This is a genomic window from Pseudomonas sp. VS40 (genome assembly GCF_018587885.1).
GTDB lineage: Bacteria > Pseudomonadota > Gammaproteobacteria > Pseudomonadales > Pseudomonadaceae > Aquipseudomonas > Aquipseudomonas pergaminensis.
Window position 1 is genome coordinate 80,732 of sequence record NZ_JAGYWD010000008.1, and the last position, 20,130, is coordinate 100,861.

The window sequence follows — 20,130 nt, forward strand, 5'->3', positions numbered from 1 at the left end:
TCAAATAACTCCCAGGAGCAACGCCGTCAGGGTCATCAACACTGACGCGGCAAACAGAAACGGAATGGTGAAGCGTTGGTGGTCGGCCAATTCGACCTTGCACAGGCCCACCAGCAGGAAGGTTGCGGGGGTCAGCGGGCTGACCGGGAAACCGGTGGTGTGCACGCCCAGCAACGAGGCCTGGGCCACTTGCAGCGGGTCGACGCCCAGGGCCTTGCCGACTTCGGCGATCACAGGCATCACGCCGAAATAATAGGAATCAGGGTCGAACAACATGCTCAGCGGCATGGAAATGAAGCCCACCACCGCCGGGATCAACTTGCCATGGCCCGCCGGAATCTGCGCCACCGCCACTTCGGCAATGGCCTTGAGCATGCCGGTACCCTGCATGATCCCGGTGAACACCCCGGCGGCCAAGAGGATGCTGGCCATGGTCAGGGCGGTCTTCGCATGGGCATCAATGCGGGCGCGCTGGGCGTCGACGTTCGGGTAGTTGATGCACAGCGCCACGACGGTGCCGAGCATGAACATCACCACCGGGTCGACCCAACCGGCAATCATCACCACCATCACCAGCACGGTGAGGATCAGGTTGACCCAGAACAGGCGCGGACGACGCAGCTTGAGGTCATCGTCACTGAGCACCCGCTGCGGCACGGCATCCACGCTGGAGCCGGCGCCGAGGCCCAGGCGTTTTTCTTCGCGACGGCCGAGCCACCAGGCACAGGCAAACACAAAGATCAGGCCGACGATCTGCACCGGGATCAGTGGCTGGAACAGGTCCGCCACCGGCACATGCAGTGCCGCAGACGAGCGCAACACCGGCCCGGTCCAGGGCAGGAAGTTGACCCCGGCCGCCATCGCGCACACGCAGGCCAGGATGCGTTTATCGATGCCCAGCCGCGTATACAGCGGCAGCATCGCCGGTACCGTCACCAGAAAGGTCACCGCGCCCGAACCGTCCAGGTGCACCAGCAGCGCCAGGGTCGCGGTGCCTACGACAATTCGTGTAGGACGCGTCCCTACCGTGCGCAAGATGCGGTCAATGATGGGGTCGAGCATGCCAGCATCGGTCATGATCCCGAAAAACAGGATCGCAAACACAAACATACCCACCACGGGGGCGACGTTCTTGATACCGGTGATGATGAAAGCGCTGGTTTGCAGGCCGAATCCGCCGAGCAGCGCAGCGATGATCGGCAAGGCGATCAGGGCCACCAGCGGCGAAAGGCGTTTGCTCATGACGGCAGCGAGCAGGCACAGGATGGTAATGACACCCAGGGTAGCGAGCATGGGTTACTCCAGAGCGGCCTTGATGGCCGGTTATTGTTTTCCCTGGAGTATTGGAAGCGGGTTAGTCTTTGTAAATTGGAATATTCACCAGCCAGTGTTCGGAAAAACAAAATGAAGAACAGCATCCAGCACATTCAGGCGTTCCTTGCGGTCGCCCGCACCGGCAGTTTCACCAAGGCGGCCAATGAGCTGCATCTGTCGCCGTCGGCGCTGACGGTGCAAGTCCAACAGTTGGAAGACTGGCTAGGCGTCGCCCTGCTCGATCGCAGCCCGCGCCATGTCAGCATTACCGCCGCCGGCCAGGACGCCCGCGGGCCGATGGAAAAACTGCTGCTCGACCTGGACAACATTGTCACCGGCTCCCGCGACCTTGCCGCCTTGCGCCGTGGCGTGGTCACCATCGCCGCCCTGCCCTCGGTGTGCGCCGGCACCCTGCCGCCGGTTCTACGCCTGTTCCGCGAACGTTTTGCCGGGATTGAAGTACGCCTGCATGACCTGGTGGCTCATCGCATTCATGCCCAGGTGCGTTCCGGCGAAGTGGATTTCGGCATCGGCGTGCGCGCACGGCTCAGCCATGGCCTGGACTTCGTGCCGGTGCTGAATGATCGCTTGTGTGCATTTGTGCCGGTGGATCATCCGCTGACCCGCCATCGCACACTGGCCCTGGAACAACTGGCGGACCAACCGATCATCCTCACAGGGCGTGACAGCAGCGTGCGTGAACAAGTAGACGCGCTGTTCGATGAGACGCGCCTGACGATGAATGCGGGGATGGAGGCCAACTACATGTCGACCGTGTTGGCGCTGGTGCGCCAGGGGCTGGGGATCAGTGTGCTGCCGGAGTCGGCGGCGGACAACCTGGAGGGGTTGAAGCGCATCGACATCGATCACCCCGGCGTGAACCGGGAGATCGGGTTGATCAGTCGCAGCGGGATGGGGTTGAGTCCGGCGGCACAACGCTGCTTTGACCTGCTGCACGACGAACTATCTGACACACCGTAGCCCCACATTTGCGCCTCGTTGTCAGTCGAGCATTGGCACGTGCTTGGGATGGCTGGCAACACGCTTCAACCACGCCTGCACACCCGGATAAGCATCCAACTCAAAACCACCCTCATTTGCCACATGGGTGTAGGCATACAAGGCCACGTCCGCAATGGAGAACTGCTCGCCGACCAGGTACGGCGTCAGTTGCAGTTGGCGCTCCATGACCTTGAGAGCCTTGTAACCGCCCTTGTGCAGTTTCTTGTATTCCTCCAGGCGGTCTTCGGGCAGGCCCAGGTAAAACTGGATAAACCGCGCCACCGCAATGTACGGCTCATGGCTGTATTGCTCGAAGAACTGCCATTGCAGCACTTGCGTGCGCAGGCGCGGCTCGGTCGGCAGGAACTCACTGCCATCGGCGAGGAAGTTGAGAATCGCGTTGGACTCCCACAGGCAGGTGCCGTCTTCCAGTTCCAGCACGGGGATCTTGCCATTGGGGTTCTTCGCCAGGAACTCGGCGGTCTGGGTGTCACCCTTGAGGATGTCCACATCGATCCATTCATACGGAATGCCCAGCAGGCTGAGCATCAATTTGACCTTGTAGCAGTTGCCCGACTTGTAGTCGCCATAAACCTTGTACATGAGGCTCCCCTTATGCCGCTTGCGCGTGCTGTGCTTGACGGACCACCGCGGCCAGGCGCTTGAGACCTTCGTCCAGGCGGGCCGGGTCGATATGGCTGAAATTGAGCCGCAACGAGCCAAGGTGTTGGTCTGGCTCGGAAAAGAACGGTTCACCGGGCATGAACGCGACGTTCTGGTCGAGCGCTTGAGCCAACAAGGTGCGGGTGTCGAGCGGCTGTTTCAAGGTCAGCCAGAAGAATAATCCACCCTGGGGCACTTGCCAGTCGGCCAGGTCGCTGAAATGCCGTTCCAGTGCGGCCTGGAAAGCGTCGCGGCGTTCGCGGTAAAAGCTGCGCAGTTGCACCAGATGATGCTGGTATTTTTGCGTGCCGATCCACTGCATCGCCTGCCATTGACCGACGCGGTTGGTGTGCAGGTCCGCCGACTGCTTGAGCTTGAGCAGGTGTGGGAACAAGTCCGGGCTGGCGATCAGGTAGCCGACGCGCAGCCCTGGCAACAAGGTCTTGGACACGGTGCCGGTGTAAATCCAACTGGCCTTTTGCAGGCGCCCGACGATGGGTTTGGCGCTGCCGCCGTCGAAGGTCAATTCGCGGTAGGGTTCGTCTTCGATCAGGGTCACGCCGAACTCATCGAGCAACGCCGCGACGGCCTCGCGCTTGGCTTCGCTGTAACGCACGGCCGAGGGGTTCTGGAAGGTCGGGATCAGGTAGATGAACGCCGGGCGATGGCGTTCGAGGTTTGTACGCAACGCGGCCAGGTCGGGACCGTCGGCTTCCAGTTGCACGGTCAGGCAGTGCGCGCCGAACAATTGGAAGATCTGCAAGGCGGCCAGGTAGGTCGGGCCTTCCAACAGGATTTGCGTGCCTTTATCGATATAGAGCTTGGCCGCCAGGTCGAGGGTTTGCTGGGAGCCGCTGACCACCAGCACCTGGCTGGCCTGACATGGCACACCCAAGGCGCGTGCTTCTGCGGCGAGCAGTTCGCGCAGCTGTGGTTCGCCTTCGCTCATGCCGTACTGGCCGATGTTCAGCGGCATGTCGTCCCAGTTCAGTGCGGGCAGCATGGCTTCTGCGGGCAGGCCACCGGCGAACGACATCACTTCCGGACGCTGGGCGGCCGCGAGGATTTCACGGATCAAGGAGCTTTTAAGGCGCGTAACACGTTCAGAGAAGGCCATAAGGTCACCGGTAGCGAAGCCTGGAGGAAATACGTCAAACTGGTTGACCGAAATTACGATGACTTGCACGGATACGTCAATATGCTTGACCTTAAAAACCCAACCGCCCAGCAAGAGGCCATGGAAGCGTTCTTCTTTGGCTACCAGGCGTTCACCGCCAAGGCTGACGAAATGCTCGAGCGCCGTGGCCTGAGCCGGGTGCACCAGCGCATCGTGTTTTTTATCGCGCGCTACCCTGCCTTGAGCGTGAAAGAACTGCTGGAACTGCTGGGCGTGAGCAAGCAGGCGCTGAACATACCGCTGCGCCAACTGCAGGAAATGCACTTGGTGAACAGCGTCGCGTCCGAGACCGACAAGCGCAAACGCCTGCTTGAACTCACGGAAGAAGGCCTGCGTTTCGAGCAATCCCTGCGCCGTGAACAAGTGAAGTTGTTGCAGCGCGCGTTCGGCGAGGCCGGGGAAGAAGCGGTAGCGGGATGGCTGGCCGTCAATCAAGCATTGAGCGGTTGACCTATCCCCTCACACCGCTATTCGAAAACATTATTTGCTTTATTTGTATACAAAAGCATAATTCGCCTCGTGCGAGTTCCTGACCTATTGGTCAACAAAACCCGCCAGTACCTCAAAGCGCTGTTGCCCACACCTGTGACCGGCGCTGGAAATAACAATAAAACTCTTGAGGAGTACTCGCTGTGGATAGCCGCAAATCCGAAGCCCCGACGCTGGACCTTGCCCCCTCACAGAACAGTTGGCTGGAACGCCTGTTCAAACTGCGCTTGCATGGCACCACAGTGAAGACCGAGCTGATCGCCGGCCTCACTACCTTCATCACCATGGCCTACATCATCTTCGTCAACCCCAACATCATGGCCGACGCTGGCATCGATCACGGCGCGGCGTTCGTCGCCACCTGCATCGCCGCCGCCTTGGGCTGCCTGTTGATGGGCCTGTACGCCAACTGGCCCGTGGGCCTCGCGCCGGGCATGGGCCTGAACGCGTTTTTCACCTACACCGTGGTCGGCACCATGGGCTACACCTGGGAAACCGCGCTGGGTGCGGTGTTTATTTCCGGCGTGCTGTTCATGGGCCTCACCCTGTCCCGCGTGCGTGAATGGTTGCTCAACAGCATCCCCGTGAGCCTGCGGCATGCCATGGGCGCAGGGGTGGGCCTGTTCCTCGGAGTGATTGGCCTGAAGACCGCCGGCATCATCGTCGACAGCCCGGCTACCTTGATCAAGCTCGGCTCCTTGCACGAGCCGGCGCCGCTGCTGGCGGCCGTGTGCTTCCTGCTGATCGCCATTCTCAGCTATCACCGTGTGTTCGGCGCGATCCTGATCAGCATCATCGCCGTGACCCTCGCCGGCTGGGGCCTGGGCCTGGTGCACTACAACGGCATCCTCTCCACCCCACCCAGCCTGGCGCCGACCTGGATGGCCATGGACGTTAAGGGTGTATTCAATATAAGCATGATCAGCGTTGTATTTGCCTTTCTTTTTGTACACATGTTCGACACCGCAGGTACACTGATGGGCGTCGCGCAACGGGCCGGCCTGGTGAATGCCGATGGCAAGATCGACAACCTGTCCCGCGCCTTGAAGGCCGACAGTGCTTCCAGCGTATTCGGCGCCATGGTCGGCGTTCCACCGGTTACCAGCTACGTGGAGAGTGCCGCAGGTGTGGCCGCTGGCGGTCGCACCGGGCTGACAGCGGTGACGGTAGGCATCCTGTTTGTGGCGGCGATGTTTTTCGCGCCGTTGGCCGGCATGATTCCGGCGTACGCCACGGCGGGTGCGTTGATTTATGTGGCAATGCTGATGATGGCAAGCATGGCCCATATCAATTGGGATGAAGCCACCGACAGCATTCCAGCAATCGTCACCGCGATCATGATGCCGCTGACGTTTTCGGTCGCCGACGGGATCGCCCTGGGGTTTATCACCTACGTGGCGCTCAAGGCGGGCACCGGCAAGTACCGCGAGATTTCTGTGAGCCTGTGGGTGCTGTGCGCAATTTTTATCGCCAAATTCATATTTCTATAAGGAGTAACGGATGAACCTGGAAACCTGGCTACTGTTCAGCGGCGCGGCATTGGTGGTGATTCTGATCCCCGGGCCGTTGTCACTGTTGATGATCAGCAACAGCCTCAATTATGGCTTGCGTCGGTCATACCCAGCGTTTCTGGGTGGGGTGTTTGCCTCTATCTGTTTGCTCAGCGCCTCGGCCCTCGGTTTAGGCGCGCTACTGCTGGCGTCGGAACAACTGTTCAGCGCCTTGAAAGTGCTTGGCGCGGCGTACCTGTTTTATCTGGCCTGGCAAAGCTGGCAGCAATCGCGGCAGCCGGCACACGCTGCTGAAGTCCCACCGGTAGCGAGCACGCCGCGCTTTCGCGCCCTGTTTGGCCGTGCGTTTGTACTGGGCGCCAGCAACCCCAAGGACATTCTGTTTTTCGCCGCGTTCCTGCCGCAATTTCTCAGCAGCCAGCAAGCGTTCCTGCCGCAGTTGCTGATAATGATTGCGACGTGGACGCTACTCGATTTGCTCTGCAAGCTGGCCTACGGCCTGGGCGCGCACGGCGCCGCCCGCTACTTGCGCAGCGGCAAGGGCCAAAGTTGGTTCAACCGCATCAGCGCCGCCCTGTTCAGTGGGGCGGGCATTGTTTCGCTGATCAAGGTCAGGCTGCCAGTTTGACGAAGTAAACGGTGGCCGATACCCGCCCGTTAACGGGCCACTGGATGCCGGCCAAAATACGCACCAAGCGTTGCTCACTCAGTGCGAGCTTGACCTCGGCCGACAACGCCGTGTTCATATAGACGGCGGATCGCCCCAGGAACCAATTATCCGTCAACCTGTTGCCCAAGGGGAGGCTAGCCTTTTCAATCCAGTGAAAAGTCAGGTAGTAGAGCATGCCGGGTGAACGGGGGTGTGTGGCGACGGCTTCCTGTACGGATTTGCCGCGTTTGACTTCGAGCTCCCGAACACTGAACCCTTGCTCCTGCAGCACGCTCTTGACGGCATCGCGCTGCGCGACACCGCGTTCAGCCGCCCGCCCTTTGCCTTCGCGCTGCAGCGGTTTTGCCAAGCGGCGCGGCGGCGTGAAATCAACACGCGTGAAGCCAGGGGCTGCGCCCTGGTAGCCAACGAATGTAGTGCTTCGTCCTCGTTCAGTTGGCCGTAACATCCTCAGCAAATCGTCCGTCTGCCCAGGTTTTGCAGGTGCTGGCGGCAACCAGCCGTCCAGCGTTGCGCGCACATTGAGCATATGAGTCGCCGTCGCCGCCCTGGTCGTATCTGACAGCTCAATCATCCTCGCCACGGCAAATTCGCGACTCTTATGCGTCATGGACGGAAAGGCGTCCGCCACATACTCCGTGAGCGGCTTATCGAACAAGGGCGCATGCAGTTGCCACCCGCCCGTTGGCGTGCGAGACGCTGGAAGGGGTTGCTCAACCAGATGCGTGCTTGTCCAACGCTCGATATCGACGCGAGCCAACGAGACCGGGGGCTCGTTCTTCGTAATAAACACGATACGGTTCAAAGGTGCTTGCCCACCCTGCGGCAGCAACCTGTAAAAACCGCTTGAGGGGTCTGTGAAGCTCGTATAGGCAGGGGCGACCCGGAGGGCATTGTAGGAAAACCCGTGTGCATCCAATGGCACAAAGAAAATGCCAGGTGCGGGGGAGTTTAATTGCGGACTGATCTGGATTTGCATACGCCAATCGAGCCAATGGAGGGCGGGTGTGGAGGACTGGAGGATCCTGTTTTCGGTAGCCGTGCGCACGACGGGTGGCCACCAGTCCGGCGCCGGCGATGCCCGTGAGGGCCATGGATCAAGCACGCCCGAACTCGTTCCAGCCGCCGGCAGAGGCGCGTCGGCGCCGAGTAACCACTCCCGGGACTCATGGATGTTGATGATCAGTTCGTCCTGTTCCGGCAGCTGCTTGTTTTTCAAGCGCAACGACGGCTCGTTCGCGCGCCGGTAAACCGGATAATGGTGAGTGCCGTCCACCACAAACAGCTCGCCATTTTTGACGTAGACACCTTCCCGCCCCGGCCCCTTCAACGCCACAGCGTCTTCGGGCACCGATTTGACTTTAAAACGCTCCAGTGCCGGAAGCTGCCTCACCGATGGGGTCGAGGGGAAGGTAGGGGCCGGCTCAACACGCCAGCGATGCATCCGCCGCAAAGCCGGAGGCAGAGCAGACCGTGCAGCACCCGCCCCCGCTCTACCCGGGCCAGGTATGAAGGTCATGACCAGGCCGACCATGAAAAATTTTATCGTATCGGCGAGCACGCCTTTATCACGGGGGTCGCCAGAGCGTTGATAACGTTGCGCGGCGATGTGCAACTCATAGAGGTCACTGAACAGCCCGAGAATCGGAATAAAGACACTCAATACCATGCGTATTTTGGCGACGCTCTCATCGCGAAGACGGCGGGTTCGATATTTTTCCAGCGCCTTGTTGGAGTAACTGGCCGCCTGTGTCTGGCGCTGCAGCTCATGTACGTACCCGCGGTACAGCAACGCCTGGGCATCGCAGCCGGGGTTGGCGACGATTGCCAGCCAATCCTGCGGATCACTGGCAATCTGTTCGGACACCTGCTCCTCTATCTCGTCAAGCGACAGCGATGGCTCCCGATGCTTCACCCGAAGCGCGCGAGATAACCGCCAAATCCCTTTCACAAAGGCGTTACCGGTGGCCACATCGAGAATGCTGGTGGCCTCTGGTTCAAGCGTTGCCTGAAAGGCCCAGCCCGGCGCGACCTGCCGCGCCAGCGCCTTGGCGTTATCGGGCAATGCGCCCAGACGGTTCAACTCAGCTCGGGCCTTTTCAAGACCGCTGTACTCAGTGAGCACCAAAGCGCGCGGGGCCTGGGGCCAATAGACCACGCAAAGTCCGGAGCGCTTGTCTTCTACCACCACTATTCCGGCGACATAGCGATCATGTTGCATCGTATGTCCCACCACATGAATCCCATGCAGCCGTAATTCATGTTGGTTTTTCAACAGATCCTGCGGCGCACGTGCGGCCATTGCCGTGCTGAACACGCTCTGTGCTGTGGTGGACAACCCCTGTTGAACCGCGCAAAACAGATGATAATCAGCGCCCGTGCGCAACACGCGATTCAATAACTCGGGAATACGTCCTTCGCTGGGCGAGTGGTCGGGGCTGACCGGTGGGTAAAAGGTGTTTTTTATCAACCCGTCGTAGTGACCGCCGATATCCAGCGAAGAGATTATTTGCCTCAGATGGTTAACATGAAAGCCTGGCCATGGCCTTCGCAGAATACAGGCACGGTTTAATTTGTACTGCGTCCAAGATGCCAGCGGATCAAGGTTTTGCAGCGCCACCTCCAACAGACTGAAGGCCCTGCATGCGGAAGACAGGGGCAATAGGGTTCGCGGGCCCTTCAGGAGGCAAGCCTCTTCATAATCACAATACGTGCCGTGAATATCGCCAGACATCGCGATAAAGGGCTCATCCACACCAATCTCCAAGGCGATCCCCTCGCGACGCAAGCGGGCGGTCAACGCTTGGCGGGCATAGGTGTGCAAGTCCGGCAGACGTTGCTCTTGCCGCGCTAAAAATGCCCAGACGCTGCTCATGTAAAGCGTCTGCAAGCGCCTGAAGGGTCTACGCTGCGCACGCGTTGCCCCCGTTAACCATGCCGGCAGTTTTTTCGCTTCAAGCGCAACCTTGCGCAGCAGCTCAATATTCGCCTGCGCGCGGCTCAGAGTACTGTTGACAGGAACCTGCAGGTGTTGCTTCAGCTCAATCAGCAGCAGCGCACGGCTCAACTGCGGATCCTTTACCTCGCTGAAAACACGGGTGATATCTTCACTGCTTTTGTGCAATCGGTCGTAGGCCCCCAGCAATTTCTTGAGCGTGGCCAGCGCGGGTTTACCTGGGATCTCTACATAGCGCACGCTCAGGGTTTCACGGGCGGCGTGTGCACGTAAGTCGCGACGCTTATCGCGCTCCACACAGCCCCACAGCACAGAGTCGTCCCGGCTGCTCAGGCTTGCCTTGAGACTGCGGGTTAACCGGTCCATCCCGGAAAAAGCCAACACCCCCCCCTCCACCCCAAAAGCGTACAGAACCACGGGAAGCTGGCGCGTCGGCCTCCTCAGCGCCGCTGCCGTGGTGACCACCCACACGTTATGGAGCGAAAAGAAGGCGCCTAGGTCGTTGCCGATTGCGACTGACATCACCCTTGTTTGACTGCCGGGGCGCTTGCTTTCCAAAGGCTGCTCTATCACTTCAATCATCAAGTCCCGATGGGCCGTGCTGAGGAGTGCGAGTCGGTGTTGCAATTGAACCTCACAACGCAGAGCCTCGGCCTGGGCGTTCATGAACAGAGAAACACGCCTGGGAGTTCCCGCTCCGCCGGGTCGCTCAGCCCAAAAGACCAAATCAAGCGACCGTTGCAGCACCTCCTTCATCAACGTCTTCAACGCCTGTGCATGCACCTCCAATTGACTCATCAGCGACCGGAGCTCTTGGTACGCGGGTGTCTCTGCGGCGGGATCATCCGGGGCCAACAGCGCGACCAGACCTTTTTCATAGCGTTTTAACTGATGCTTTTCGGTGAGTAACGCGAGGCCCGGTGCCATGCTCGCAAACACTATTTCTGCGTGTCGTCGCTGATGATCCCACTCAAGTAATGAGTCGCGGATGGGCCCCAGGCGAACGCCGCCGATCAACTGCTTTCTGGTGCGCTCCATGAACCTGAGAAAGGGCACTGCCTCCAGCGGTTGAGACCGGGGGGGCTCTGCGGAGTAGACCTGCGCCAGATTAATCGTAAAGGCACAAGCGACTTCATTGGCCCATTGCCCCTCCAGCAACATCTGAGCGCCTTGCGTCAGTGCATCCCCCACAATCTTCGGACCACACGCGAATCCAGTTGTCGGCGACAGGCCAGCCGGTGGGCACAATCGATTGCGTCGATTCAACGGCATACACTGCCACAGCTGGTGAAAACGCTCTCTGTCCAGCTCCAGCAGGCCGCATTGAAGGTCGGTGAAGCTCGGATACTCGTAAAAATTGCGTACCACACCTGGAAGGTAAATCACGTGGAGGGCTCTAGCAGGCTCGCCCTCACGATAAATATGCAATGCTCCGGGGATCGCTTCAGCGGGCGCACCCGGCCACATCAATTGGCTCACGTGCACGTTGGCCCAAGGTTCACCCGCCCGCTGGCGTGCCTCAGCAGTCGGGGCATCGATGACGGCCTGGACCATCTGCATTGCCGCACTCGACAGTTCGTCCAATTGCCAGGTAATAAAGGCTCGGTCAGCGAACAGTCCCACGTGCAGCTCGATCCAGCGCTCACGCCGCGTCAGCCAGGAGCCCATGGCCAGGGTATTCCAATAGGTTTCCTGCGCGTGGGCCAGCCGGTCAGTCAGCCGCATCTCGATTACCCGTTGCACCACCTCCGACGGCGTGTAGAGCAATTGACGATTCGGCTCGCCCTTGACGCTCAGTGCGGTGAAGGCGTTGACGTTGATTTCCACCGCCGGCTTCACCAGCACCAACAATGCCCGCTCGGTCAGCGTCTGGACCTTCTCGGGCAAGAGCGGCGGCTTGGGCTCGGTAAACAACAGCGTGTCCGGGTCAATCTCAAACGCCTTGTGCAGCTCGGCGCGAATGACCTTCAATACTGTGGGCGAACGTCCTATCAGGTGGGCAAGTGCCCGAGTCGACTCGACACACCGAAGGTCGGCAAGGGCAATCTTATTGACCAAGCGGCTGGGATGCGTACTGGCGTTTATTCGCCATCGCAGTGTGTTGCGCATGTCCTGCGATGCCGTTTGGGCGGCTATGTCTGCATCGTTGGTATCGAGGGGCGGGCTCATGGTGTTTTCTATCAATGAGAAAAAACCAGCCTAGATGGGGCGCATATTCAAAAGGCGCTAGATAGTTAAGCCCATCCAAGAATCGAAAAAAAGCCCGCAGTGTGGGCGGGCGAAAAACCAACGAAGAGCTTTGGGGGTGTGAAGCAAGGTGACGCTCAGCTACCGCGATAGGTGGAGTAGCTGTAAGGCGAAATCAGGAGGGGAACATGGTAATGATCCTGCTCGGCGCTGATGCCAAAGCGCAGCACCACTACATCCAGGAAGGCCGGCTCTGGCAGTTGCACACCACGCGCGCGGTAATAGTCGCCGGCGCTGAATTGCAGTTGGTACACGCCGCTGCGATAGTCATCACCTTGCAGCAGCGGCGCGTCGCAACGACCGTCGCTGTTGGTCAGGGCGGTGGCAACCCGTTCCAGTTGCGCGCCTTCGACGCGGTACAGTTCAACCTTGATCGCGCTGCCGGGGCAGCCGTGCGCGGCGTCCAATACGTGTGTGGTCAAGCGTCCCATGGCGTCTTTGCGCCTCCCGTAGACAGTAAGAAGAGTGATCCGCACTTTTTCGGGGCAGCGAAAAAGTCGGCGATGGCTGATTAAGACACTTTCTAAAAAAATTGTACACAATAAATTCAACAAATATCCCAACCCCTGTAGGAGCCGGCGTGCCGACGCCAGTGTCTGGCCTGATACGCCGATGGGAACCCTTCGCTGGCAAGCCAGCTCCTACAGGTGGGCGTCTGGCAAAAAGATTTTGCGGTTTAGCTGACCAGTCAGGCAGGTTTCTTGCAATAGCCTATTCATGTGCCGTTTAGAAAAAATGCAGAAATGCAGGCTTACAAAGTCGGCGATAAGTTGTATACAATCACTCATCGCTACTACGACGAACAAGAAGGAAGACTGCAGTGAGCGCTGACTACCCACGCGACCTGATCGGTTACGGCAGTAACCCTCCTCACCCCCACTGGCCGGGCAAGGCGCGCATTGCGCTGTCTTTCGTACTCAACTACGAAGAAGGCGGCGAGCGCAATATCCTCCACGGCGACAAAGAGTCCGAAGCCTTCCTGTCGGAAATGGTCTCGGCCCAGCCGCTGCAGGGCGAGCGCAACATGAGCATGGAGTCGCTGTACGAATACGGCAGCCGTGCCGGCGTGTGGCGCATCCTCAAACTGTTCAAAGAATTCGATATCCCGCTGACCATCTTCGCCGTCGCCATGGCCGCCCAGCGCCACCCGGATGTGATCCGCGCGATGGTCACCGCCGGCCACGAGATCTGCAGCCACGGCTACCGCTGGATCGACTACCAATACATGGACGAGGCCCAGGAGCGCGAGCACATGCTCGAAGCCATCCGCATCCTCACCGAACTGACCGGCGAACGCCCGCTGGGCTGGTACACCGGGCGCACCGGCCCCAATACGCGGCGGCTGGTGATGGAGGAAGGTGGCTTTCTCTACGACTGCGACACCTACGACGATGACCTGCCCTACTGGGAACCCAATAACCCCACCGGCAAGCCGCACCTGGTGATCCCCTACACCCTGGACACCAACGACATGCGCTTTACCCAGGTGCAGGGTTTCAACAAGGGTGATGACTTTTTCGAGTACCTCAAGGACGCGTTCGACGTGCTCTACGCCGAAGGCGCCGAGGCGCCGAAAATGCTTTCCATCGGCCTGCATTGCCGCCTGATCGGCCGCCCGGCGCGCCTGGCGTCGTTGAAGCGTTTTATCGAATACGTAAAAGGTCATGAACAGGTGTGGTTCACCCGCCGCGTCGACATCGCCCGTCACTGGCACGAAACCCACCCGTACACGGGAGCCGCGAAATGACTGCGTTCCACACCTTGAAACCCTCGACCCTGAGCCGCGATGCATTCGTCGCAGCCTTCGCCGACATCTACGAACATTCGCCATGGGTGGCCGAAAAGGCCTTCGACCTGGGCCAGGACACTTCGATCGACCAGATCGAAACCCTGCACCAGCGCATGAGCGACATCCTGTTGAGCGCCGATCATGCCAGCCAGCTTATGCTGGTAGTCGCTCACCCGGACCTGGCCGGCAAAGCCGCCGTCCAGGGGCAACTCACCGAAGCCAGCACCAATGAACAGGCTGGCGCCGGTATTCACCAATGCACGGCCGAAGAGTTCTCGCGCTTCACCGAGCTGAACGATGCCTACAAGGCCAAGTTCAAGTTTCCCTTCATCATGGCGGTAAAAGGCAGCAACCGGCACCAGATCCTCGCCGCGTTCGAAACGCGCATCCACAACTCGGTGGACACTGAGTTCAAGTGCGCGCTGGACGAGATCAACAAGATCGCGTTGTTCCGCTTACTGACCCTCTAAACGACCATCCCCAGCCACTTTATCTAAGGCAGACAAGAAGAATGAAAGCTTACGCCGTACCTTTCGAAAAGTTCGTCAACCTGGCCGACGCCCGCCTGGGCACCAAGATCATCTCCGTCACCGATGACTGGTTCGCCGACGCCAACCGCCTGTTCCAGCCGACCCCGGCCGTGTGGAAGGAGGGCGTTTTCGATGACAACGGCAAGTGGATGGACGGCTGGGAGTCGCGCCGCAAGCGCTTCGAAGGCTACGACAGCGCGGTGATCCGCCTGGGCGTGCCGGGTTCGATCAAGGGCGTGGACATCGACACTTCATTCTTCACCGGCAACTACCCGCCGTCGGCGTCCCTGGAAGCCTGCTTCCTGGCCTCGGGCGAGCCTGACGAAAACACCCAGTGGGTGGAAGTGCTGTCGGCCGTCGAGCTGCAGGGCAACAGCCACCACTACCACGAGATCAACAACGACCAGGCATTCAGCCACCTGCGCTTCAACATCTACCCGGATGGCGGCGTGGCGCGTCTGCGTGTGTACGGCGTGCCGTTCCGCGACTGGTCTTCGGTGGGCGACAACGAACAGGTCGACCTGGCTGCTGCCTTGAATGGTGGCCGCGCGCTGGCGTGCTCCGACGAGCACTTCGGCCGCATGAGCAACATCCTCAACCCGGGCCGTGGCATCAACATGGGCGACGGCTGGGAAACCGCACGTCGTCGCACGCCAGGCAATGACTGGGTGATTGTCGCCCTGGGCCACCCAGGCGAGATCGAGAAGATCATCGTCGACACCCTGCACTTCAAGGGCAACTACCCGGACACCTGCTCGATCCAGGGCGCGTTCGTGAAGGGCGGCACCGACAGCCAGATCGAAACCCAATCGCTGTTCTGGCGCGAACTGCTGCCGGCGCAGAAGCTGGAAATGCACGCTGAACACACGTTTGCCGAGCAGATCAAGGCGCTGGGCCCGATTACCCACATCCGTCTGAATGTGTTCCCGGATGGTGGCGTGAGCCGCCTGCGCGTATTGGGCAAGGTAGCTAAGTAAGCGGTGAACCCATCGCAGGCAAGCCAGCTCCCACAGGGGAATGCATTCCCAGTGTGGGAGCGGGCTTGCCCGCGATGACAACAGATCAAACAACACAGTATTCGGATAAGAAGACAGCCATGCGCACACTGATGATCGAACCCCTGACCAAAGAAGCCTTCGCCCCTTTCGGAGACGTTATCGAAACCGACGGCAGCGATCACTTCATGATCAACAACGGGTCGACCATGCGCTTCCACAAACTGGCAACGGTGGAAACCGCCAAGCCAGAGGACAACGCCATCATCAGCATCTTCCGCGCCGACGCGCAGGACATGCCGCTGACCGTGTGCATGCTGGAACGACACCCGCTGGGCAGCCAGGCTTTCATTCCGCTGCTCGGCAACCCCTTTCTGATCGTGGTCGCGCCACTTGGCGATGCACCTGTATCGGGCTTGGTCCGCGCCTTCGTCACCAACGGCAGGCAGGGCATTAATTACCATCGCGGCGTCTGGCACCACCCGGTGCTGACGATCGAAAAGCGGGATGACTTCCTGGTGGTTGATCGCAGTGGCACAGGCAATAACTGCGATGAGCATTTTTTCAAAGAGGATGAGCGGTTGATCCTCGCCCCCCACCAATAAGAGAAGGTCTGATCACCCGACAACAAGGGTGACAGGCGAGAGGTAAAGACTGTGGAAGCACATTTGATGGAATGGCTGAACCTGAGCGTGCGCTGGGTTCACATGATCACGGGCGTCGCGTGGATCGGCGCTTCTTTCTACTTCGTCTGGCTGGAAAACAACCTCAATCGCGTCAACCCCAAGAGCGGCCTGGCCGGTGACTTGTGGGCGATCCACGGTGGCGGTATCTACCACCTGGAAAAATACAAACTGGCCCCACCGACCATGCCGGACAACCTGCACTGGTTCAAATGGGAAGCCTATTTCACCTGGATGTCCGGCATCGCGCTGCTGTGCGTAGTGTTTTACTGGAACCCCACGTTGTACCTGCTGGCCCCTGGCAGCAGCCTCAGTGGTCCGGAAGGCGTATTGCTGGGCATTGGCTCATTGTTCGCCGGCTGGTTCATCTACTCCTTCCTCTGCGATTCGGCCCTGGGCAAGCGCCCTGCCCTGCTCGGTTTCATCCTGTTCGTGCTGTTGATTGCCGCCGCGTACGGCTTCAGCAAAGTGTTCAGTGGCCGTGGCGCCTACCTGCACGTGGGTGCGGTGATCGGCACCATCATGGTGGGCAACGTGTTCCGCATCATCATGCCGGCGCAACGTGCACTGGTCGCGGCGATCGCCGAGAACCGCACACCAGACCCGGCGCTGCCGGCCAAAGGCCTGCTGCGTTCACGGCACAACAACTACTTCACCTTGCCGGTGCTGTTCATCATGATCAGCAACCACTTCCCGAGCACCTACGGCAGCCAATACAACTGGCTGATCCTGGCCGGTATCGCGGTGGCGGCGGTGTTGGTGCGGCACTACTTCAACACCCGGCATAACAGCCAGAAGTATGCGTGGACGTTGCCGGTAGGCGCGCTGGCGATGATTTGCCTGGCGTATGTGACCGGGCCAAAACCGGTATCGACTTCGCCAGAAGTGGCCAAGGCACCTGCGGCAATCGAGTATCAGCCACTGCCGGAAACCGCAGTGGGTGGTGGCCTGAAACCTGCTGCACCTGCCGCACCGGCTGCTCCGGCGGCCGAACCGGCACCGGCCCAGGCCACCACCGATTTCGGCCAGGTCCACAGCGTGATCGAACAGCGTTGCACCGTGTGCCATTCGGCCAAGCCCACCAGCCCACTGTTCAGCACCGCGCCGGCTGGGGTGATGTTTGACACCCCGGCACAGATCCAGCAGCAGGCCGCGCGTATTCAAGCGCAGGCCGTGGCGAGCCAGATCATGCCGCTGGGCAACATCACCCAGATGACCCAGCAGGAACGGGACTTGATTGGCACCTGGATCAATCAGGGGGCCCGTACCAACTGACAGCCTGATGCAAATCCAATGGTGGGAGCGGGCTTGCTCGCGAGTGCGAGGGTTCAGTCACTTATGTTTTGAATGACACTCCGCTTTCGCGAGCAAGCCCGCTCCCACAGGGGCTTTGCAGCGTTTTCAAGCGCAAGTTCCACCCGGCAATTGAATGCCAAACAACACAACAATAAAAAGATCCGAGGTGTTGCATGACCGAGTTAGCCGAACCGCAGATTCCTGCCGCGCCCGCCATGGTGCGGCTGCCCCTCTTGCAACTGATTCTGGTAGGCCTGCAACACGTCTTGCTGATGTACGGCGGCGCCGTCGCCGTACCCCTGATTATTGGCCAGGCCGCCGGCCTGAGCCGTGAAGAAATCGCCTTCCTGATCAACGCCGACCTGCTGGTGGCCGGGATCGCCACCATGGTGCAGTCGTTCGGCATCGGTCCGGTGGGCATTCGCATGCCGGTGATGATGGGCGCCAGTTTTGCCGCCGTCGGCAGCATGGTCGCCATGGCCGGCATGCCCGGCATCGGCTTGCAGGGGATCTTCGGCGCAACCATCGCCGCCGGGTTCTTCGGCATGCTGATCGCGCCGTTCATGTCCAAGGTCGTACGCTTTTTCCCACCACTGGTGACCGGCACGGTGATCACCGCGATCGGCCTGTCGCTGTTTCCGGTGGCCGTGAACTGGGCCGGGGGCGGCAGTGCCGCCGCCACATTTGGCTCGCCGATCTACCTGGCGATTGCCGCACTGGTACTGGCCACCATCCTACTGATCAACCGCTTCATGCGCGGTTTCTGGGTGAATATCTCGGTGCTGATCGGCATGGGCCTGGGCTACGCCTTGTGCGGTGCGCTCGGCATGGTCGACCTCAGCGGCCTGGCGATGGCGCCGTGGGTACAGGTGGTGACGCCGTTGCACTTCGGCATGCCCAAGTTCGAGTTGGCGCCGATCCTGTCGATGTGCCTGGTGGTGGTGATCATCTTTGTCGAATCCACCGGGATGTTTCTCGCGCTGGGCAAGATCACCGGCCAGGATGTCACGCCGAAGATGCTGCGCCGTGGCCTGTTGTGTGATGCCGGCGCGTCATTCTTTGCCGGCTTCTTCAACACCTTCACCCACTCTTCCTTCGCGCAGAACATCGGCCTGGTGCAGATGACCGGCGTGCGTTGCCGTTCGGTGACGATCATGGCCGGGGTCTTCCTGATTGTGCTGAGCCTGTTGCCCAAGGCCGCCTACCTCGTGGCGTCGATTCCACCGGCGGTGCTGGGCGGCGCGGCCATCGCCATGTTCGGCATGGTGGCGGCGACCGGGATCAAGATCCTGCAGGAAGCCGACATCGCCGACCGTCGCAACCAGTTGCTGGTGGCGGTGAGTATCGGCATGGGCCTGATCCCCGTGGTGCGCCCGGAGTTCTTCGCGCAGCTACCGCTGTGGATGAGCCCGATTACCCACAGTGGCATCGCCATGGCCACGCTCAGCGCGTTGTCGCTGAATATCCTGTTCAACATTCTCGGTGGCGCTGAACGCCCTGAAGTCGCTCATACGCATTGATTCCCCCTGTTACTAAAAAGCAAAGAATAAAAACAATAACGAAACAGGGAACACAAGCATGCACACCCTTCACCTGGGGCCGGCTACAAGCCGTGCCCCATTCTCGCCCCACGCGCTCTGTTACAGCGCACTTGAGCCCAGGCTTTGGAGCCAGTATTCTCCGCGCCCGCTCGAATCGACTCAAAAAAAAACAGCAAATGTAAAAGCTGACTGCAAGGCCAACTTATCCCGGCCTCATGTCTGCGGCCAAAGTGCGCAAACGTCCTCTGAATTCGACTGCATCCCATGCAGCCGACGGGGATTTTTTGGCTTTTTAAACACCTTGGCGCAGCTCTTGCTAAAAGCACTAAAGCTGACCGAACAGACGATTTTTGCAGCGAACCAAAAGGCGCCACACCAGAGCGTCTGCGTAGAAGAAAAACCATAAAACTTTAACTCGGGAGCAACCGAATGAAACCTATGTTCAAAGGCCTGATGCTGGCGGGATCCCTGCTGGCCGGTGGCCAAGCCGTGGCCGGTGACCTGTTGCAGTGGCAGAACAACAGCCTGACTTACTTGTGGGGCAAGAGCTTTACCGTCAACCCGCAGATCCAGCAAACCGTCACGTTCGAACATGCCGATGCCTGGAAGTACGGCGACAACTTCTTCTTCCTCGACCGCATCTTTTATAACGGCAAGGAAGACGGCAATGTGGGCCCGAATACTTACTACGGCGAGTTCAGCCCACGTTTGTCGTTCGGCAAGATTCTGGACAAGGACCTGTCATTCGGCCCGATCAAGGATGTATTGCTGGCACTCACTTACGAGTTCGGCGAAGGCGATAACGAGTCGTACCTGGTGGGCCCTGGTTTTGACTTGAACATCCCCGGTTTCGATTACTTCCAGTTGAACTTCTACCAGCGCCAGACCGAAGGCAATCGCCCGGGTGACGGTGTTTGGCAGATCACCCCGGTGTGGTCGTACACAATCCCGGTGGGCAACTCGAATATCCTGATCGACGGCTTTATGGACTGGGTAGTCGACAATGATACGAACGCCCGTGGTACTTACCACGCCAACCTGCACTTCAACCCACAAGTTAAATACGACCTGGGCAAAGCGCTGCATTGGGGCGACAAGCAGTTGTATGTGGGTTTTGAATACGACTACTGGAAGAACAAGTACGGGATTGAAGATTCGGGTGCATTCAAGACCAACCAGGACACGGCGAGTTTCCTGGTCAAGTACCACTTCTGACCCTGGCTGATTTTCCATGCCCCTCCCCCTGTAGGAGCCCGGCTTGCCGGGC

At 59.7% G+C, this 20,130-nt stretch carries 17 protein-coding genes; 12 read left to right on the plus strand and 5 right to left on the minus strand.

The features are described from left to right. Window positions 1-1,293 (minus strand): CitMHS family transporter, encoded by a 1,293-nt coding sequence (locus KHP07_RS22700; protein ID WP_214498068.1) that lies wholly within the window; start codon window positions 1,291-1,293, stop codon window positions 1-3. Window positions 1,294-1,404: 111 nt separating this feature from the next. Between KHP07_RS22700 and KHP07_RS22705 the strand changes: the two genes are divergently transcribed. Continuing rightward, window positions 1,405-2,295, plus strand: coding sequence for a LysR family transcriptional regulator (locus KHP07_RS22705; protein ID WP_214498069.1), 891 nt, complete (start codon window positions 1,405-1,407; stop codon window positions 2,293-2,295). A 21-nt stretch (window positions 2,296-2,316) separates the two neighbouring features. Here KHP07_RS22705 and KHP07_RS22710 read toward each other — a convergent pair whose 3' ends face one another. Then, window positions 2,317-2,919, minus strand: a complete 603-nt coding sequence (locus KHP07_RS22710) for a glutathione S-transferase family protein (protein ID WP_078049560.1) — start codon at window positions 2,917-2,919, stop codon at window positions 2,317-2,319. Between the two features lie 10 nt (window positions 2,920-2,929). After that, window positions 2,930-4,096, minus strand: coding sequence for an aminotransferase-like domain-containing protein (locus tag KHP07_RS22715; protein WP_100492426.1), 1,167 nt, complete (start codon window positions 4,094-4,096; stop codon window positions 2,930-2,932). Between the two features lie 81 nt (window positions 4,097-4,177). Here KHP07_RS22715 and KHP07_RS22720 point away from each other — a divergent pair, with 81 nt between their 5' ends. From KHP07_RS22720 to KHP07_RS22730, 3 genes are all read left to right on the plus strand, one after another. After that, window positions 4,178-4,606, plus strand: coding sequence for a MarR family winged helix-turn-helix transcriptional regulator (locus KHP07_RS22720; protein ID WP_078049561.1), 429 nt, complete (start codon window positions 4,178-4,180; stop codon window positions 4,604-4,606). A gap of 182 nt (window positions 4,607-4,788) precedes the next feature. Then, window positions 4,789-6,135: an NCS2 family permease gene (locus tag KHP07_RS22725; RefSeq protein WP_214498070.1), complete on the plus strand. Its 1,347-nt coding sequence runs from the start codon at window positions 4,789-4,791 to the stop codon at window positions 6,133-6,135. A gap of 10 nt (window positions 6,136-6,145) precedes the next feature. Further along, window positions 6,146-6,784 carry a LysE family translocator gene (locus tag KHP07_RS22730; protein WP_099492375.1) on the plus strand — a complete coding sequence of 213 codons (639 nt, stop codon included), beginning with the start codon at window positions 6,146-6,148 and terminating at the stop codon, window positions 6,782-6,784. Here the strand turns inward: KHP07_RS22730 and KHP07_RS22735 are convergent. After that, window positions 6,768-11,951: a dermonecrotic toxin domain-containing protein gene (locus KHP07_RS22735; protein WP_214498071.1), complete on the minus strand. Its 5,184-nt coding sequence runs from the start codon at window positions 11,949-11,951 to the stop codon at window positions 6,768-6,770. The genes KHP07_RS22730 and KHP07_RS22735 overlap by 17 nt on opposite strands. Window positions 11,952-12,106: 155 nt before the next feature. Continuing rightward, on the minus strand, window positions 12,107-12,460 hold the full coding sequence (uraH, locus tag KHP07_RS22740; protein WP_099492373.1) for a hydroxyisourate hydrolase: 354 nt from the start codon (window positions 12,458-12,460) through the stop codon (window positions 12,107-12,109). A gap of 389 nt (window positions 12,461-12,849) precedes the next feature. On the opposite strand from uraH, the gene puuE reads away from it, so the two are divergent. From puuE to KHP07_RS22780, 8 genes are all read left to right on the plus strand, one after another. Next, window positions 12,850-13,776 carry an allantoinase PuuE gene (gene puuE / locus KHP07_RS22745; protein ID WP_214498072.1) on the plus strand — a complete coding sequence of 309 codons (927 nt, stop codon included), beginning with the start codon at window positions 12,850-12,852 and terminating at the stop codon, window positions 13,774-13,776. After that, window positions 13,773-14,288, plus strand: a complete 516-nt coding sequence (gene uraD / locus KHP07_RS22750) for a 2-oxo-4-hydroxy-4-carboxy-5-ureidoimidazoline decarboxylase (protein ID WP_078049567.1) — start codon at window positions 13,773-13,775, stop codon at window positions 14,286-14,288. The genes puuE and uraD overlap by 4 nt, the downstream gene beginning before the upstream one ends. A gap of 41 nt (window positions 14,289-14,329) precedes the next feature. Further along, a complete protein-coding gene (gene alc / locus KHP07_RS22755; RefSeq protein ID WP_078049568.1) occupies window positions 14,330-15,325 on the plus strand; it encodes an allantoicase in 996 nt (331 codons plus the stop codon). A 119-nt stretch (window positions 15,326-15,444) separates the two neighbouring features. After that, window positions 15,445-15,948 carry an ureidoglycolate lyase gene (locus tag KHP07_RS22760; protein ID WP_099492371.1) on the plus strand — a complete coding sequence of 168 codons (504 nt, stop codon included), beginning with the start codon at window positions 15,445-15,447 and terminating at the stop codon, window positions 15,946-15,948. 51 nt (window positions 15,949-15,999) lie between these two features. Continuing rightward, on the plus strand, window positions 16,000-17,301 hold the full coding sequence (locus tag KHP07_RS22765) for a urate hydroxylase PuuD (RefSeq protein ID WP_078049569.1): 1,302 nt from the start codon (window positions 16,000-16,002) through the stop codon (window positions 17,299-17,301). Window positions 17,302-17,495: 194 nt separating this feature from the next. Further along, entirely contained in the window at window positions 17,496-18,842 is a 1,347-nt protein-coding gene (locus tag KHP07_RS22770) for a nucleobase:cation symporter-2 family protein (RefSeq protein ID WP_016976352.1), read from the plus strand. Window positions 18,843-18,900: 58 nt separating this feature from the next. Further along, window positions 18,901-19,269, plus strand: coding sequence for a hypothetical protein (locus tag KHP07_RS22775; RefSeq protein ID WP_214498073.1), 369 nt, complete (start codon window positions 18,901-18,903; stop codon window positions 19,267-19,269). Window positions 19,270-19,292: 23 nt separating this feature from the next. After that, the gene (locus tag KHP07_RS22780; RefSeq protein WP_078049570.1) at window positions 19,293-20,078 is read left to right on the plus strand and encodes an outer membrane protein OmpK; all 786 of its coding nucleotides are present in this window, start codon (window positions 19,293-19,295) and stop codon (window positions 20,076-20,078) included. Window positions 20,079-20,130: the final 52 nt, after the last annotated feature.

Bases quoted from the DNA above. Each gene is read 5' to 3' on its own strand.
- KHP07_RS22700 (WP_214498068.1), bottom strand. From the start codon at position 1,293: ATGCTCGCTACCCTGGGTGTCATTACCATCCTGTGCCTGCTCGCTGCC.
- KHP07_RS22705 (WP_214498069.1), top strand. From the start codon at position 1,405: ATGAAGAACAGCATCCAGCACATTCAGGCGTTCCTTGCGGTCGCCCGC.
- KHP07_RS22710 (WP_078049560.1), bottom strand. From the start codon at position 2,919: ATGTACAAGGTTTATGGCGACTACAAGTCGGGCAACTGCTACAAGGTC.
- KHP07_RS22715 (WP_100492426.1), bottom strand. From the start codon at position 4,096: ATGGCCTTCTCTGAACGTGTTACGCGCCTTAAAAGCTCCTTGATCCGT.
- KHP07_RS22720 (WP_078049561.1), top strand. From the start codon at position 4,178: ATGCTTGACCTTAAAAACCCAACCGCCCAGCAAGAGGCCATGGAAGCG.
- KHP07_RS22730 (WP_099492375.1), top strand. From the start codon at position 6,146: ATGAACCTGGAAACCTGGCTACTGTTCAGCGGCGCGGCATTGGTGGTG.
- KHP07_RS22735 (WP_214498071.1), bottom strand. From the start codon at position 11,951: ATGAGCCCGCCCCTCGATACCAACGATGCAGACATAGCCGCCCAAACG.
- uraH (WP_099492373.1), bottom strand. From the start codon at position 12,460: ATGGGACGCTTGACCACACACGTATTGGACGCCGCGCACGGCTGCCCC.
- uraD (WP_078049567.1), top strand. From the start codon at position 13,773: ATGACTGCGTTCCACACCTTGAAACCCTCGACCCTGAGCCGCGATGCA.
- alc (WP_078049568.1), top strand. From the start codon at position 14,330: ATGAAAGCTTACGCCGTACCTTTCGAAAAGTTCGTCAACCTGGCCGAC.
- KHP07_RS22760 (WP_099492371.1), top strand. From the start codon at position 15,445: ATGCGCACACTGATGATCGAACCCCTGACCAAAGAAGCCTTCGCCCCT.
- KHP07_RS22770 (WP_016976352.1), top strand. From the start codon at position 17,496: ATGACCGAGTTAGCCGAACCGCAGATTCCTGCCGCGCCCGCCATGGTG.
- KHP07_RS22775 (WP_214498073.1), top strand. From the start codon at position 18,901: ATGCACACCCTTCACCTGGGGCCGGCTACAAGCCGTGCCCCATTCTCG.
- KHP07_RS22780 (WP_078049570.1), top strand. From the start codon at position 19,293: ATGAAACCTATGTTCAAAGGCCTGATGCTGGCGGGATCCCTGCTGGCC.